11 protein-coding genes are annotated in these 16,449 nt (G+C 71.0%); all 11 read right to left on the reverse strand.

What is annotated here, in order from left to right; genetic code table 11:
- Positions 1–949, reverse strand: a 949-nt coding sequence (locus BQ2383_RS08130; protein WP_208617639.1) for a hypothetical protein, incomplete at its 3' end; no start/stop codon positions are given.
- An 85-nt stretch (positions 950–1,034) separates the two neighbouring features.
- Positions 1,035–1,331 carry a WXG100 family type VII secretion target gene (locus BQ2383_RS08135; RefSeq protein WP_017204355.1) on the reverse strand — a complete coding sequence of 99 codons (297 nt, stop codon included), beginning with the start codon at positions 1,329–1,331 and terminating at the stop codon, positions 1,035–1,037.
- Between the two features lie 114 nt (positions 1,332–1,445).
- Positions 1,446–5,921 carry an FtsK/SpoIIIE domain-containing protein gene (locus BQ2383_RS08140; protein WP_091032343.1) on the reverse strand — a complete coding sequence of 1,492 codons (4,476 nt, stop codon included), beginning with the start codon at positions 5,919–5,921 and terminating at the stop codon, positions 1,446–1,448.
- Entirely contained in the window at positions 5,918–6,643 is a 726-nt protein-coding gene (locus tag BQ2383_RS08145) for a hypothetical protein (protein ID WP_167381566.1), read from the reverse strand. The genes BQ2383_RS08140 and BQ2383_RS08145 overlap by 4 nt, the downstream gene beginning before the upstream one ends.
- Positions 6,640–8,319, reverse strand: coding sequence for a serine/threonine-protein kinase (locus tag BQ2383_RS08150; protein WP_091032348.1), 1,680 nt, complete (start codon positions 8,317–8,319; stop codon positions 6,640–6,642). Before BQ2383_RS08150 ends, BQ2383_RS08145 begins: the two co-directional genes overlap by 4 nt.
- On the reverse strand, positions 8,316–9,665 hold the full coding sequence (locus BQ2383_RS08155) for an FHA domain-containing protein (RefSeq protein WP_091032350.1): 1,350 nt from the start codon (positions 9,663–9,665) through the stop codon (positions 8,316–8,318). Before BQ2383_RS08155 ends, BQ2383_RS08150 begins: the two co-directional genes overlap by 4 nt.
- Complete coding sequence (locus tag BQ2383_RS08160) at positions 9,665–10,477, reverse strand: PP2C family protein-serine/threonine phosphatase (RefSeq protein ID WP_029261272.1); 813 nt, start codon at positions 10,475–10,477, stop codon at positions 9,665–9,667. Before BQ2383_RS08160 ends, BQ2383_RS08155 begins: the two co-directional genes overlap by 1 nt.
- Positions 10,474–11,787, reverse strand: coding sequence for an RDD family protein (locus BQ2383_RS19595; RefSeq protein WP_091032353.1), 1,314 nt, complete (start codon positions 11,785–11,787; stop codon positions 10,474–10,476). The genes BQ2383_RS08160 and BQ2383_RS19595 overlap by 4 nt, the downstream gene beginning before the upstream one ends.
- Positions 11,784–14,180 (reverse strand): transglutaminase-like domain-containing protein, encoded by a 2,397-nt coding sequence (locus tag BQ2383_RS08170; protein WP_091032356.1) that lies wholly within the window; start codon positions 14,178–14,180, stop codon positions 11,784–11,786. Before BQ2383_RS08170 ends, BQ2383_RS19595 begins: the two co-directional genes overlap by 4 nt.
- Entirely contained in the window at positions 14,177–15,439 is a 1,263-nt protein-coding gene (locus tag BQ2383_RS08175) for a DUF58 domain-containing protein (protein ID WP_091032358.1), read from the reverse strand. Before BQ2383_RS08175 ends, BQ2383_RS08170 begins: the two co-directional genes overlap by 4 nt.
- On the reverse strand, positions 15,439–16,410 hold the full coding sequence (locus BQ2383_RS08180; protein ID WP_091032360.1) for an AAA family ATPase: 972 nt from the start codon (positions 16,408–16,410) through the stop codon (positions 15,439–15,441). The genes BQ2383_RS08175 and BQ2383_RS08180 overlap by 1 nt, the downstream gene beginning before the upstream one ends.
- Positions 16,411–16,449: the final 39 nt, after the last annotated feature.

Consider the following 16,449-nt stretch of genomic DNA (forward strand, 5'->3'; position numbering starts at 1 on the left):
GGGGATCGGCGACCGGGAAGGGCATGGGCAGCGCCTCGATCGTCGGGAGACCGATGCCCGGCGTGGGCGCGATCGGCGCGCCGGGAAGCGAGGGCACATCCACCCGCGGGGGATCCGCGATCAGGTCGGGGAAGTCGGGGCCGGCAATCCCACCCGGCAGCGACGGCAGGTTGACCCGCGGCGGGTCGGCGATGAAGTCGGGAAGCGACGGGAGCACCGGCGCAGGACCGCCACCGATACCGGGCTCGGGAAGAGACGGCAACGGCGCAGGAATCGGATCCGGAAGCGACGGGAGCACCGGCGCAGGACCGCCACCGATACCCGGCTCGGGAAGAGACGGCAACGGCGCAGGAATCGGATCCGGAAGCGACGGCAGCACCGGCGCAGGACCGCCACCGATACCCGGCTCGGGAAGAGACGGCAACGGCGCAGGAATCGGATCCGGAAGCGACGGCAGCACCGGCGCAGGACCGCCACCGATACCGGGCTCGGGAAGAGACGGCAACGGCGCAGGAATCGGGTCAGGTGCAGGACCGGGGGCCGGTGCAGGAGCCGGCGAGGGGCCGGGAGCAGGTCCGGGAGTCGGCCCCGTGGCGCCGTCCGGACCACCGCCGACGGTGGGAGGCGTCTCAGCCTGGCCACCCTGCGGCCGCTCGACGTGCTTCATCCCGTCGGTGACGCTCTTGGCCATGTTGCGGTCGAGGTCGCCGAAGGTGTCGGCGATCGCCTGCAGGGTGTCGCGGATGCCTTCCAGGCTCTTCTGCAGCTGGCCGCGCTTGCGATCCCAGTTGCCGGCGAAGTCCTGCACCTTGCCGGAGAGGCCGCCGTGGCCGGTGAGCCCGGCGACGTCGTCACCGAACCGGTCGGCGTTCGCGAACGTCTGGATGGCGGCGCTGATCGATGAACGCGACGCGTCCAGCAGACTGCTCTCGAGCGTGAGGTCGCTCATCGTTCCCCCCGGAGATGGATGAAGGTCGTTCAGGCGCACACGAGGGGATGCCGAGGTCGGCATCCCCTCGTGTGGTGTGCGGCGATTACTGGCGGATCTGCGCGGCCAGCTGCTCGTCGGTCGACTGCAGCGACTGGGCTGCGACGTCGAGGAAGCGAGCCATGCCTTCGATGCCGGCGATGGTCGCGGTCGCGCCCTGGTTGAACTGTGCGTACGACGCGTCGAACGCACCAGAGGCGGACGTGGTCACGAAGCCGCCCGAGACGAGCTGCGAGACGTATGCGCGGAGGTTCTTCAGCTGCGTTTCGATGTCCTGCTGGCCCGTGCGGAGACGGCCAGCAGCATCCTTCATGTCGGCGTAGCTGACTTTGAGGTTCGTCATGGTGTTACCTTCCGGTCGCCCCGGCGGGTGCCGGAGAGTTCTTGTGCTTCGAGACTAACGAAGCGGTCCTGGTCTGCAAATGGGGAGAAGTCCCCATCGGTCTCGGATGTGCGCTCAGACGGTCTCGGGGATGACGAGCGGGAACTGCACACGCACCACCTTTCCGCGCTGCGCGAGCACCGCACGCCCCACCGGGAACTCGCCCCGACCGATCCGCGGCAGCGGCGCCTTGAGCACGAGTTCGCCGTCGATCGTCTCGGGCTGGAGCACCACCCCGCGGCGCGACTGCTTGATCTCGCCGAGCAGACCGAAGTTGCTCGTCCACTCGCTCGTGTCGCCCGTGAACAGCAGCAGCAGCTCGCCGCGGCCGGCCCTCTTGACCAGGTCGGACAGCGGCATCTCCAGCAGCGACGACGCGAACTCCGCCACGCCCTCGACGGCCACGACCGGCTTGAGACCCGCTTCGGCCTTCTCGACGATCTCGGCGACCGCCGCCGTGCCGCTGATGCCGTCGGCCGCCGAAGCCGTCCACGCCACCGCGTTCTTCACCGGCGAGCGCGATGACCCGAGGTACAGCGTCGGTGTGCCCGGCCGCGCCCGCAGCATCTGCTGGGTGATCGCGGCGAGCGCGTTGCTCTTCCCACTCGCGGGAGGGCCGGCGATCACGAACGTGCCGGTCGGCTCGATCCCGAACGGACCGAGGTCGGCGTCGGAGAGTCCGACGACGAGCTGGTCGCCGAGAAGAGCGGGGACCTCGTCGATGCGGTAGCTCAGCGGGAGCGCCCGCACCGGCGGAGCATCCGGAACGCCACGGCGCGACATGGACGCCGCCATCCGCTCGATCGCGAGGGACTGCTCCTTCATGCTGCGCGTGCCCCCGACGATCGCTATCTGCGCCTCGTTCTCGCCGACGATCGCGCGTCCGGGTACCGACTCCGGGTTCAGCACGTCCTTGGGGACGTTGAGGATGTTGTACGCGTCGGTGTCGGACATGCGCAACACCACGCGGCGCTGGATCATCGCGTTCAGCGCGCTGGGGATGCTCTGGAACCGGTCGGCCGACAGCACCACGTGGATGCCGACCGCTCGTCCGTCGGAGAGCACCTCCTGCAGGGCGTTGTAGGTGTCGGAGCGGCCGATCACGGCCTCGTAGTCGTTGCGGAACGCCGCGAAGCCGTCGATGAGCACCACGATGCGCGGCTCGTCGGACTTGCCGGACAGCGCGCGGTACTCGGTCAGGGTCGCCGCGCCCACCGCGGAGTAGGCGTCGCCCCGACGGTCGAGCTCGCTGCGCAGGGTCGCGAACAGCCGGGCCACGCGCTCGGCGTCGTCGCCCGAGATGACCGAGCCCACGTGCGGCAGCGGCTCCAGCATCCGCAGCGCGCCGGAGCCGAAGTCGAGCCCGTAGACGTGCACGGGGCCGCCGCGCGGGGTGATGCCGGCCGACACCGCGAGGGTGCGCAGCGCGGCGCTCTTGCCCGCGCCGCTGGTGCCGTAGATCACCATGTGACCCTCGGTGTCGGGCAGGAAATGGAACGGCACCTGCTCCTGGCGCTCCGGCTGGTCGACCACGCCGAGCAGCAGAGCCGCGTCCGTACGCTGCGGCAGCTTGAGCTGGTCGAACGTCGGTGCCAGCTCGTCGAGCCACGGCCGACGCGGCTTCTCGACCTGGGCTGCTTGGGCGGCGAGCACCATCGTGCTGACGAGGCGCTGCTGATCGTTCGGACCGAGGTCCTCATCGACCACGACCGCGTTCTCGTCGATGGGCAGCTCCCACGGTCCCTGGTCGGTGGTGCCGAACGAGGCGATCGCCACATCGACGCCGTCGCTCTCGCCGAGGCTCCAGCCACCGGCGTAGGCGGACTGGAACAGGGTCATGCGCCCCGGGCCGGTCTTCGCGATACCTCGACCCGGTGTGCCCGGATCGAACAGCGAGGCGTCCTTCGTGCCGATGACGTCGTTGCTGTCGGTCTCGTCGGCCATGCGCAGGGCGACACGGAGGTTCGTGTTCGCCCGCAGGTTGTCCTTGATGACACCGGCCGGACGCTGCGTGGCCATGATCAGGTGGATGCCCAGCGAACGGCCGCGCTGGGCGATGTCGATGACGCCGTCGACGAACTCCGGCACCTCCTTGGCGAGGGCAGCGAACTCGTCGATCACGAGCACCAGCGCGGGCGGAGCCTGCGGGTCTCCGGCGCGCTCGAGCTCGAGGATGTCCTTGGCCTTCTTGCGGTTGAACAGGTGCTCGCGGTAGTGCAGTTCGGCCCGGAGGCTCACCAGCACGCGGCGCACGAGGTGCTCGTTCAGGTCGGTCACGATACCGACGCAGTGCGGCAGGCTCGTGCAGTCGGCGAACGCCGAGCCGCCCTTGTAGTCGACGAACAGGAACGTCAGGCGCTCCGGGCTGTACTCGGTCGCCATGCCGAGCACCCACGCCTGCAGGAACTCGCTCTTGCCGGATCCCGTCGTGCCACCCACGAGGGCGTGCGGTCCCTGCTGACGCAGATCGAGCTGCAGCGCGCCCTCCGCGCCGGCGCCGACCAGGGCGCGCAGCTTCGGCTGGTAGCGCCGCGCCGACCCCGACTTGCGCCGGGAATGGAGCGAGTCGTTCTGGGTCCAGCGGTCGACGACGCTCTCGGGCTGAGTGGCCATGTCGCGCCCCAGCAGGTGCAGCATCGAGATGGTCCGCGGCACGTCGCTGCGGTCGAGGGCGACCTCGCCGGCGTCGGTCAGGCGGGCCAGGGCGCGGGCGAAGACGGCGAACTGCTCGCGTGTGAGCTCGTCGACGGAGAGGTTCTCGACCGTCTCGCCGAGTCGCACGAAGTGCGCACTGTCGGTCTGACCGAGCTCCACGAACGTGCGGCAGGATGCCGGGAGGGCAGCCGCGTCCTCCGTGAGCCACACCGGGAAGATCCCGCGCATGGCGGCGCGCTCGGAGAGCTGGATGAGGCGTCCGCGGTCGATGGGCGCATCCGGGGCGATGAGCACGACGATCGCCGGCTTCGGCACCGAGTCGTTGCGGTTGCGCGAGGAGTCCTCGCCGACCTTCGAGCCGCTGTTCGTCGCGGCCTTCTCGGCCTGCAGCGCACCGAGCTCCACGGCTTCGCCGCCACGGCTGGAGCGGTTGTCGATGAGCTCTTCGAGACGGGCGACGATCTGCCCGGCCGACGATGGGCCGTCGCCGATCGGCTGCACGCCGAGAACGGCCTGTGCCGACCAGGCGTGCGGCAGCCACTTCGCGTCGGCGAGCTGCGCACCCCAGCGCGGACCCCACAGACCGACGACGCCGACGTCGCCGGGAGCGTGCAGGCCGGCGATCTGCGCGAGCAGCGCTCTGGCGTAGCCCGTGGAACGGCCGCCGAGGCCGGCGATGCCGAGCGCGCCGACGTCTTTGAGGTCTTCGAGGATCGGCACCTGCGGCACGATCCGGGTGGCATCGATCACCGCGTCGAGCTTCTCCACGTACTCGGGGATGGCACGGTCCCGGCCGTTGGAATCCTTCACGGAGCTGCGGGAGCCGGTGTCGCCGATGCCGAGCCGCACGTGCAGGAACGACCAGTGCTCGGCACGACGCGTCCAGATGGTGGGTCCGGCCGCGAGCGCGGCGTCGCTGACCTCGCGCAGCAGCGGAACCTCGCGGCGACGCACGTCGATCTCGCGTTCGCGCTCGCTCTGCAGTCTGGCGTCCAGACGCTCCAGCTGCTCCTCGAACCGCTTCTTGTCCTCTTCGAGCTCCTGCTTGTTCTGGTTCCTCGTCGTGACCCAGGTGCCGATCATGAGCAGCGGCGACAGGGCCACGAACATCAGCGACATGGGGCTCTGGGTGAAGGCGAACATCGCACCACCCATGAGCACCGGCGCGACCAGTGCGAGCATCGGGAACGGCTGCTTGCGCGCGGGGACCGGCAGATCCGTGCCGTCGAGTTCTTCGCCCAGGTACCGTTCCTCGACGCGCGGCGATCGCACGAACTCGACCTGGCGGATCGAGGCGACGGCCGGCGAGGGCGCTGCGGCATCGGCCTCGACCTTGACCGTGATCGGGGTGTCGCCGATCACGACGGCGAGCTCGCCCTCGGCGGCGACCAGACGCACGACAGAGGCCCCATCGATCAGGATGCCGTTGGCGGAGTTCAGGTCGATCATCTCGACGCGATCGCCGATCTCGAGCCGCGCGTGCCGCTTGGACACCAGCGGGTCGTCGATCACGACATCGCAGGAGTCGTCGCGACCGAGCACGATCGTGCCGCGGGTGAGGGCGATCGACCGCGCTCCCGGCCCCGTGCCGACCTCCATGCGACCGATCACCGGGCGCTGCTGGTACGTGGCGGGGACCACACGGACGGTCGCTCCGTGAGCGAGACCGACGTGCGCGAAGGTCGACTCCGGCGCGAGCAGGTCACCGGAACCGGCGACCACCGAGCTGTACGCCTCGAGTGTCACCGCGGTCGGGTCGGCGGTGACGAAGGATCCGAGCGGATCCGCCCGGACGATCATCGCGGCGATCTCGCCGATCGTCGCCGTGTTCTCGGCGGTGACCTCGATGTCGCTGGATGCCGCGCCCTGGCGGAGCAGGGTCAGCCGTACCTTCACTCGTTCTCTCCCTCTGTCTCACTCGGCTGCGGGGCATCCAGCAGCGGGAGGTCGTCTTTGCTCACCAGCCGTGAGGCGATGACGTGCTCGACCAGGCGCGCGCGCCGGTTGGTCGCGAAGCTGCGCTGACCACCGCGCATGCCCGGCACGCCGATGCGGTCGAACTTGTCGCATACGTTGTCGAGCTTGCGGTTGAAGCGGGTGACCGTCCAGCCGAGCCGTTCCGCAGCCTTGGCCGACGACGGGATCTCGCTCATGCCGGTGCCGTCGCGGCGCAGCTGCGGCTCGGCCAGTGCGAGGATCAGCAGCTTCTGACTCAGCGTCAGCGGCACGTCGCCGATGGTCGAGGCGCCGCCGTCGTCGTGCTCGCGCTTGGTGGCGCGGAACGTCGGCTCGGCGGCATGCAGCACCAGCTCGTACGTGGTGGGACCGGCGCTGAACACGATCGTCGTGGTCTCGAACACCAGGGGCAGCCGCGCGCCGGGGGCGAGCCACGCCTGCACGCCGCCCGCCGAATCGGTCACGGTCGCGGTGAGACGCGTACCGACGTTCGCGAGCCACCAGAGCCCCTCGCCGTCGCTGATCTCGAGGAAGTGGCGGTGCAGGAAGAGGTTATCGTCGAGTTCGAGGTCTCCCTCACGCCCGACGATGAAGCGGCTCCCCGGTTCGATCGGGAAGTACTCCCCCGCGAACTCGACGGTGACTGCCGCGGGCGCGGTCATCCGACGCACCCCGTGGCGGGTTCGGAGGCGCGTCCGTCGCCGCGACGCAGCATCACCTCGATGCACACCTCGCCCGTCGACGCGGGGGTGAACGTGACCGTCTCGTCGGGCGCCTGCCGGACGGCGCCGTCTGCCGCACCACCCGTCTCGGACCAGATGAAGCTGTCGTCCTCGACCGGATCGGGGTTCGTCCACGTGAAGGTCACCTGGTCGCCCTGCCGCGTGCCGGTGAGCTCGGTGACCTTGGGCACGGCGTCGGACACCGGGTCCTGCGGGTCGACCTCCTGTGCGGTGGCCTCGGGCTGGGGCTCGGTGCCGAGGTTCGCGACCAGGGCGTTCAGGCCGAAGATCCCGCCGACGACCACGACGACGGCTGCCACGGCGGCCAGAGTGATCCACAGTCCCCTGCGGCTGCGCTGCGGGTGGTCGGCCGCCTCGGCGACCGGGGCGGGTGCGGCGGCGGGCGCCGGCTCGATCCGGGGCGCCGTGACCGGCGCCTGCGGCTGCACGACCTGCGGCGGCCGCACGATGGTGCGGTCATCACGATCGGGCATCACAGGGGCGGTCGGCGGCGGAGTCGCACCCGGCGCGGTTCGCTCCGCCTCCCGGCGACGCTGCGTCTGCTCGACGGCCGGCTCGGGACGCGGCGGCATCTCGAAGCGCGGAGCGTCGGGCACCACGACCGACGGCCCCTTCGGCTGCGTCATCGCCGACGGGCGCGTCGCGCTCTGCATCCCCGGATCGATGCTGACGATCTCCCGTACACGGGTGAGACCGTCGCCGTCATCTTCCAGATCCTCCGCCGGCGGGTGATCGTCGACGATGTCGATCGGCGTCACCGAGTGCGAGAGCTCGATCTGCACCTTCTGCAGCGCGCGGGCGAAGGCGACGGCGCTCGGGAAGCGGTCGTCGGGGTTCTTCGCCATCGCGCGGTCGAGCAGGCGCTGCAGGCTGTCGGGCGAATCGGGGCGGGCCAGATTCGGCAGGGCGGCGCGTTCGATGCGCTCGATCAGGTCGGCGCTGGAGTTGCGCTCACCCGGCCGCTCGAACGGGGAGCGCCCGGCCAGCAGCGTGTACAGCGTGGCACCGAGCGCCCAGACGTCGGTACGAGGACCGCTCTGCGGCGGCTCGGCGAACGACTCCGGCGGCGACCACGGGATCGACATCCCGGAGGACTCGCCCGTCGCACCGGTCGTCGACGCGATCCCGAAGTCGGTCAGCGCCGGACGGTTGTACTCGGTGACGAGGATGTTCGCCGGCTTGATGTCGCGGTGCAGCACCCCGGCACGGTGGGCGGTCTCGACCGCTCCGGCCACCTGGATGCCGACCCGCAGCGCCTCGGCCACCGAGAACGGCTCCTTGCGGGAGCGGATCTGCAGGTTCGGCCGCGGGCAGTACTCCATCACCAGGTACGGACGGCCGTCGCCGGCGACGCCCGCCTGGTAGATCGTGACGATCGCCGGATGCGTCGACAGCATCGCCATGACGTTCGCCTCGTCGGCGAACTCCTGCGCCGCACCGCTGGAGATGCGGTCGGCGAGCAGCACCTTCACCGCGACGCGACGTCGCGGCATCTCCTGCTCGTACAGGAACACGTCGGCGAAGCCACCCGTGCCCAGCGGCTCCACATAGGTGAACCCGGGCAGCGCGGGCGGCGGCGAGGGGCGTCGGTTCACGGCAGGTCCTCGAACGCGACGGTCACCCCGTCGCCGAGGTCCACCACATCCCCGGACAGGACGAGAGTCTGCTCACCGGGGTGCAGGCGCATGGGGTCGGCGCCGGGACGCAGCAGCGTCGAGCCGTTCGTGGTGTGCAGATCGATGACCACGACCGTGTCACCCTCCGGACGGATCTCGAGGTGACTGCGCGAGATGTCCTGCTGCGGGCTGTCCACCGCGATCAGATGCGGCAGGTTCGCCCCGCTCGCGCGGGTGGAGCGCGGTCGGCGTCCGATGATGACCGTCCGGTCGAGGGCCACGACCTGTCCCGACGACACCCGGATGCGCCCCGTGGATGCCGGGGCCGCAGCGGCCACCGGGATGACCTCCGTCGGAGCCTCGGGCGCCGCGGGGGCGCTCTGCCGCAGACTGCGGAGTTCTTCGGCCGAGATCGTCGCCCCGTCGTGATCGCCGGTCGCGGGGCCGGCGTCGACGGCGGGCGTCTCCGGCTCCTCGCTCGGGCGGACCGCGGCGGCCTCGATCGGCGTGTGCACGGTCGCGCCCCAGAGGTGGTCGAACTCGTCGACGGGCGGAGCGAACGTCGACTCCCCCGGCACCAGCGTCGACTCGATCATGTCGGCGTCGGCGACCTCTGCCGCGGCTTCGGAATCGGCATCGGAGTCGGCATCCGGTGTCTCGTCGTCGGCGCTCGGGGGCACAGTGGGCAGATCGGATGCGGCGTCGGGCGTCGGCACCGATACCGCGGGCACGGCCCCGACCCCGGGAGGCGGCGGCAGCGGCACCGAGGTGCCGGCCACCGGAGCCGGAGGTGCAGGGACGACGGAGGGCACGGACGCCGGTGCGGACGCCGGATCGAGCACGGGCGCGGGGCCCGCGGCGACCGAGATCGCCTCGGCGTCAGCCGGCTCGATGTCGGCGCTCACGGCTGCCGCGAGGACGATGCCGCTCTGCACGGGAAGCGCGGATCCGGAGCCGCCCTCGTCGACCGTGATCTCCACCTTCGAGACCCCCGGAACGAAGCGCTCGCTCCACGTGGTGACGTCGGCGCCGGAGAACGTCTGCGCCTCGGCATCCGCGCCGGTGACCCGCACGGCGAGCGAGCCGCGCACGGCCACCCTGGCGTCGGTGCCCTCCAGCACGGCCGCGACGAACGGCGGCATGTCGGCGAACGAACCGCCCGCCTGCGTCGTGAGCACGTCGATGACCGTGGCGAGGCTCCGCTCGCGCGGCAGCCGATCCCACAGCGCGGCGACCGTCTCACCCGTCGCGTCGGGTGGCAGCGCCACCAGGGCGCCCGGAATCACGATCAGGTACCACTGTCCCGGTCGGTAGATCGTCTGCATCAGCGAACCCCTCCTGCTGCGGCTTCTCGTGGACGCGTGTCGGCGTCGACGTCGTCGGCTTGGAGCAGCGCCCCCCGGCGCGCCGCCACCGACACGGCATCGACGATGACCACGGTGATGTTGTCGCGACCGCCCGCCTGCACGGCCTCGTCGACCAGAATGTCGGCCGCCCGCTGCGGGTCGGGCTCGGCGGCCAGGATCTGCGTGATCCGCTCGTCGGAGACCTCGGTGGTCAGACCGTCGGAGCAGATGAGCATCCGATCGCCGAGTTCCGCCGGGAACAGCCAGTAGTCGGCGTCGCCGGTGCTGCTGGCGCCGATCGCCCGCGTGATGATGTTGCGGCGACGATCCGTGGCCGCCTCCGCGGCGGTGAGCTCACCCGATTCGATGAGTTCCTGCACGACCGAGTGGTCGACGCTGATCTGCTCGAGCTCGCCGTCGGCGAGGCGGTAGGTGCGCGAGTCGCCGATGTTCACGGTGAGCCAGTAGCCCATCCCCTCGACCGAGGCGACGACGACGCCGCTCAGCGTGGTGCCCGCCCGGCCGCTGCCGTCGGTGGACAGGGCCTCGACGGCCGACCGGGCCCGGGCCAGCGCCTCGAGCAGATCCTCCAGCTCGAGGTCGACCCGGCCGATGTAGCGCGCGAACTCGTCGATGACGGTCGCGCTCGCGCGCTCGCCCGCCTCGTGCCCGCCCATGCCGTCGGCGACGAGGAACAGCGGCGGGCTCGCCATGTACGAGTCCTCGTTGAGCGGGCGGCGCAGGCCCGAATGGGTCGCGGCGCCCGTGGCGACGATGAGCGGACGGGTCATGCGTATCCTCCGACCATGACGACGCGGTCGCCGACCTCGATCACGTCGCCGAGCTTGATCGGCACGCGCTGGCCTGCGGGGCAGGAGATGCGCTGGCCCTCGCGCACGAGGGTCAGCCCGTTGGTGGAGTGACGGTCGAGGATCCAGCCGCCCGAGGTCTCGGCCGCGGCCTCGAAATGCGTCTTCGACAGCGAGAGAGTCTCGTCACGCACGGGCACGACCACGACGCCCTCTTCCGGAGCGGGGTTGCGCCCGAACACCGTGCGACGCGAGACGGGGATGCGCGTCCCGTCGTCCCACGTGAACACCAGCCGGTGACCCGGGATGCTGATGCGGGTCTCTTCGAGGTCGTCGTCGGCCGTCACGGGTGCGGAGGCAGTCGGTGCTGCGGCGGCGGGTGCGGTCGGAAGGACAGGCGGTGCCGGCGGTGCTGCCTGCGTCACCGGCGCGGGCGGCACGGGCGGTGCCGCGGGTGCGGGGGGAATCGGAGGGGCGGCGACGGGCGCCGGCGGTGCGGGCGCAGCAGCGACCGGTGCGGGCGCAGCGCTCGCGACGGCAGGAGCTGCCGGAGCGACCGGGGCTGCCGGCGCAGGAACCTTCGCGGGTGATGGCGGCTGAGTGACACCGGGGACATAGGCGATCATGCCGGAGTCCTGCACCGGGGCCGTGTAGCTCCGGGCGACCGGCGCCGGAGCAGCGGGCGGGGTCGGCTCCGGGGCCTGCGCGGGTGCCGGTGCGGGATGCACCGCCGGAGCGAATCCCGGCATCGGAGCCGGAGGAAGGCGCTCGAACGACGGTGCCGGCAGGAGCGGCGGTGCCTCGGGCACCGGTGCCTCCTCGACGACGGGTACCGGTGCCGGCACCGTGGCATCGAGCATCAGCGACGACGCGACCTTGTCATGCCATCCCTGGAAGCGGCCCGAGCCGTCGAACAGCGGGCTGAAGTATCCGACGACGATGGCTCCGGCGAGGCCGAAGATGATGTTGCGGAGCAGCGTGCGTCCGAACCCGAGGGGCTCTCCGTCGGCGGCGGAGACCAGGCGCAGCCCCTTCGCCCGCATCCCGATCGAGCCCTTTCCCGCCTGCATGACGGTGTACACGATGAACCAGGCGAGCAGCACCAGGCTCACGACGGGGCCGCCGATGAGCAGCACGGTGATCGAGGCCTCGAGTCCGCCCGAGAGCATCGAGGCGAGCAGCAGGCCACCGCCGAGAAGGAGGCCGAGTCCGCCGGCGATCAGGGCGTCGATGACGTAGGCGACCGCGCGACGGGAGATCGGCGCGATCTGATCGAGCGCTGGCTGCGTCATGGGGTCTCACTCTCGGAGGACGAAGTCGTCGTGCTGTTCTTGATGGTGCCAGGTTCGCGGCGCACGCGCGCGGCGGCCGCTTCCTTCAGATTCTGCAGGCCGTTCGAGACCGCGGTGCCGCCGACCAGAGACCGCACGCTCAGTCGCGCCTTGACGCGCTTCCAGAAGCCGGCCTCCTTGCCGAGTCCGCCGACGATCTCATCGACCTCGTGCCAGAACGACTCCACGTCCTGCGGGCTCGGCTCGGCGGGACCGAACACCTCGGCGTCGGCGCGTTCGGCCAGCGCGGTGACCTGCGGGACAGTCAGGGAAGACGCCACGACGGCGGCCTCTTCGATGCGGGTGCCGCCGGGGGCCAGACGCGCGCCGTAGTCGACGGCGCGGTCGGTCAGCTCGTCCCAGCCGCCGCTGATGCGGTCGGAGGTGCGGGCAGCGGCGCGACGGGAACGGCGCTTCGCGGCCTTCCAGGCGCCGATCACGATGAACGGCGAGGCGAGCACGGCGATCACCGCGAGCGAGATCCCGCCGATCAGCAGGATCGCGCCGATGATGCCGGCGAGGTTCAGGCTCTCATCCTCCGACTCGCGGTCGTCGGGCAGCGTCGGCGGCAGGTCGACCGGCTCCTGCGGCGGGGGCGGCGGCTGCAGCACCTGCGGCTTCGGGTCGACGCGGGGCTTGGTGTTCTGGTCGTTCGGGACCTGGTCCTCGGGCGGCGTCGGGTTGAACGTCATCCATCCGACGCCCTCGAAGTTGACCTCGACCCACGCGTGCACGTTGTCGCCGGTGGCGGTGAAGACCGCTTCTCCCGCCTGCTCGTCGTCGGGGTAGTACCCCATGACGACGCGGGCGGGGATGTCGAGCTGTCCGGCCAGCAGCGCCATCGCCACGGCGTACTGCTCATCGTCGCCGATCATCTGGTCGGCGCCGACGAGCGTCGAGATGCGCTCGGCGGTGTGGCCGGCGCGCGACAGCACCTCACCCTCGAGGCCATGGCTGAAGAAGCCGCCCTCGGAGAGGAAGGTCTCGAGCGCCCGCACCTGCTCGATCGGCGTCTCGGCACCCGCCACGGTCTCGGCGGCCAGCGAGGTCAGCTCTTCCGGCACGTTGCTGGGCTTCGGCATCGACACCTTGCCGAACGCCACCTCGGCCAGCTGCTCGTCGTCGGGCTCGCTCGGCATCACCGCGTCGACCGCGTACTCGTCGCCCGCGTTCAGCTTCGGGGTGGCCACGGCCGTTCCGGTCACCGTGTTGACGAAGGTGCCGCGGCGCAGGTCCTCGGCGCGGTCGCCGTCGAACCGGATCTCCGACAGCTCTCCGGCCGTTGGCATCCAGACACCGCGGTACTCGTCGATCGCGAACTTCAGCGTGACGGGCACACCCTCTGCCTCCGGCGCCATGTTCGACCGCAGCGGAGCGAACGCGCTCGACGATGTCGGACCGCCGTCGGTGACGTTGTAGACCATGCCGTCGAACTGGTCCATCACGGCCGTGCGGATGCGGGCGCCCTTGGGCAGACCCTGCACGGTGAAGAGCGTCTCCTCGGCCTCATCGCGCACGTTCTTGCGGAAGGCCTGCAGCGGGCTCGGGTAATCGCGGATGTCGAACGGCGGGATGATGACGTCGCGGAACACGTGGCGCGGTTGTGCGGGGGTCGCGACCGCGGCCGTGGCGACGCCCGCCCCACCCGCGACGGCCAGCACGGCGACTCCGGCCAGCAGGCGCCGGGTGCGCATGTGCGCCGCGCGGGACGGGTCGACCTCGCTCACCGAGACGGCCATGTTCTGCGGCGCCCAGAGCTGACGCAGCGCCAGCCAGGACATGCTCACCACGGCGAACACGAGCCCCTGCACGAGAGGGAAGGCCGGCTCCGGGGTGCCCAGCGCGATCACGAGCATGAGAAGCACGCCGGCCGGCAGCAGCGCCCACGCGACCTGCGACAGACGCAGTGCGAGCGAGGCGGTCAGCGTGGTCACCACGAGCGCCAGCAGGAACGGGACGATCAGGTGCCCGTCGGCCGCTGCCACCGGGGCGACCGTGGTGAGCATCTGCTTCCACGCGGTGACCGTGCCCAACGCCAGCTTCTGCAGCGTCTCGAGGGTGGGGATGAATCCGAGGATCGCGGTCTGCGGCAGCGCGAGCGCGGCGCCGAACACGAAGTACGCGGCGACGGTGAGTCCCGCGATGATCAGGATGCCCCAGCGACGCCACGTCGCGACGGCCGCGATCGCCAGGCCGAGCAGGATGCCGCCGATGACGGCGGGGAGGAAGGAGGGCCCGGCGAAGGTCGGCCAGAACCCCACCATCGACGTCACGACCAGGAGCGCCGTCGCTCCGAGATCGAGGATCCAACGGCGCGGGGCCAGGGTGGCGGACGCGGTGGCGGGCGCGGTCATGCGAGCACCTTCTGCAGAGCGAGGGGAATCTGTTCGAGGGCGCCGACCGTGACGACGTCGGCCTCACCGATGCGCCGCAGCGTCGGTGCGGTCGCGGTCGTGTCGGTGACGACGGCGAGCACCTTGGCGCCGAAGGGAAGGCGCGAGCAGGCGAGGCGGAGGTCGTCGGAGGGCACACGGGAGCCGCACACGAGCACCACCACGCTGGCGAGCGGCATGGTCGCCGAGACGATGCCGGCGAGGTCGGCGATGCCACCCTCCTTCGCCTTGCTGTTCTCGACGGCGGCGAGGGAGTCGAGCAGCTGCTTGCCCGTGCCGGCGGGCAGCTCACGGCCCTGCACGCGCACGTCGACGCGCTGCGAGTCGCGGAGGGCACGGAGGCCGATCGAGCCCGCGGCGGAGATGCCGAGCTCGAAGTCGTCGGCCGTGGCGTATTCGTTGAGGGAGCGGGACAGGCCGATCACGAAGTGCGAGCGACGGGTCTCCTCGTACTGACGGACCATCATCGTGCCCGTCCGGGCGGTGGACTTCCAGTGCACGTGGCGCAGATCGTCGCCGGGCTGGTACTCCAGGAGCGCGTGGAAGGAGACGTCGTCGCGGGAGAGGTCGGCGGCCGGAAGTCCCTCGAGGTCGCGCAGGTAGCCGAGCGACTGGCCGTCGAACAGCACGGTGCGCGGGTGCACGAACAGGTCGACCGGATCGTCACGGCGGTGTGCGCGCTCGAAGAGACCGAGCGGGTCGCCGCGGACGACGCTCACGGGACCGACCTTGACCACGCCGCGGCGCTGGGTGGGGATGGCGAAGAGCTCCTCCGCCTCCTCCCCCGGTGCGAGCCGCTGGATGCCGAACTCACCGCGGCCGGAGCCGACGGGGAGCACGACGCGCGAGGGCAGGATGGCCCGGCTGCCGCGGTTGGCCAGGGTGAGGGCGCCGACCGCGCGCTCCCCCACGACCACGCGGGTGCGGGCGAGGTCGAGCGAGACGTCGTAAGCGGTGCGGCCGATCAGGAACAGCGCGCACACGCCCACGGCGATCGCGATCACGACCGCGGCGATCGTGAACTCCGACCAGCCGGCGATCTGCCCGATCACCCAGAAGCCGACGGCGATGGCCATCAGCACCCAGGCCAGCGGGCGGATCGCCGCGGTGATCTTCCGGAGGCGCGTCAGCAGGCGCGCGCCGATGACGGCCGCGATGTCACGCCATCCGGCGTCGCGTTCCGTCTGCGGCGGCGCCGCCTGAAGAGCCTCCGCGGTCATCAGGCCGCTGCTCGGGCCTGGGGTGCCGCGACGCCGTCGAGCACGCGGGCGATCACGGTGTCGCTGCTCGTGCCGGCGAACTCCGCCTCGGCGTCGAGCAGCAGACGGTGCTGCCACACCGGCCGCGCGAGGGCCTTGATGTCGTCGGGCAGCACGAAGTGGCGGCCCTGCGCAGCGGCCCACACCTTGGCGATGCGGATCATCGCGATGGCACCACGCACCGAGACGCCCAGGCGGATCGCGCCGTCTTCACGCGTCGCCTCAGCCAGCTCGGCCACATAGCGCAGCACGGCCGGCTCGACGTGCACGGTCGCGGCGAGGTCGGCCATGTCGGCGACGGCGCTCGTGGTGATGATCGCCGAGAGGCCGGCCGACGGGTTGCGGTCGGATGCTCCGGCGAGGATGCTCTCCGTGACCGCGAGGTCGGGGTACCCGATCGACGTCTTGATCAGGAAGCGGTCGAGCTGGGCCTCGGGGAGCTTGTACGTTCCCGCCTGCTCGATCGGGTTCTGCGTGGCGATGACGAGGAACGGGCGACCGGCCTCGTGCGTGACGCCGTCGACCGTGACCCGCGACTCCTCCATGACCTCGAGCAGCGCCGACTGCGTCTTCGGCGAGGCACGGTTGATCTCGTCGGCCAGCACGATCGACGCGAAGATCGGTCCCTTGTGGAACTCGAACCGGTGCGACTGCTGGTCATAGATCGTCACACCCGTGACGTCGGAGGGCAGCAGGTCGGGCGTGAACTGGATGCGCGCGCTGGTGCCCTGCACGGTCGCCGCGAGCGCCTTCGCGAGGCTCGTCTTGCCGGTTCCGGGCGCATCCTCGAGGAGCACGTGGCCCTCGGCGAGCATCGACGCCATCACGAGACCGACGATCTCCTTCTTGCCCTGCACCGCCTTGTCGATGTTCTCGACCAGTCGCTGGAAGGTGCCCTGGAACCAGGCGGCCTGCTCGGGGGTCATTGTCATGAGTGTGGGGTTCCTTGTCGTAGGGGAAATCGTGTGACG

Source organism: Microbacterium oxydans (assembly GCF_900095745.1).
In the GTDB taxonomy this organism is placed as follows: Bacteria; Actinomycetota; Actinomycetes; order Actinomycetales; family Microbacteriaceae; genus Microbacterium; species Microbacterium oxydans_B.

Bases quoted from the DNA above. Each gene is read 5' to 3' on its own strand.
- BQ2383_RS08135 (WP_017204355.1), bottom strand. From the start codon at position 1,331: ATGACGAACCTCAAAGTCAGCTACGCCGACATGAAGGATGCTGCTGGC.
- BQ2383_RS08145 (WP_167381566.1), bottom strand. From the start codon at position 6,643: ATGACCGCGCCCGCGGCAGTCACCGTCGAGTTCGCGGGGGAGTACTTC.
- BQ2383_RS08155 (WP_091032350.1), bottom strand. From the start codon at position 9,665: ATGCAGACGATCTACCGACCGGGACAGTGGTACCTGATCGTGATTCCG.
- BQ2383_RS08160 (WP_029261272.1), bottom strand. From the start codon at position 10,477: ATGACCCGTCCGCTCATCGTCGCCACGGGCGCCGCGACCCATTCGGGC.
- BQ2383_RS19595 (WP_091032353.1), bottom strand. From the start codon at position 11,787: ATGACGCAGCCAGCGCTCGATCAGATCGCGCCGATCTCCCGTCGCGCG.
- BQ2383_RS08170 (WP_091032356.1), bottom strand. From the start codon at position 14,180: ATGACCGCGCCCGCCACCGCGTCCGCCACCCTGGCCCCGCGCCGTTGG.
- BQ2383_RS08175 (WP_091032358.1), bottom strand. From the start codon at position 15,439: ATGACCGCGGAGGCTCTTCAGGCGGCGCCGCCGCAGACGGAACGCGAC.
- BQ2383_RS08180 (WP_091032360.1), bottom strand. From the start codon at position 16,410: ATGACAATGACCCCCGAGCAGGCCGCCTGGTTCCAGGGCACCTTCCAG.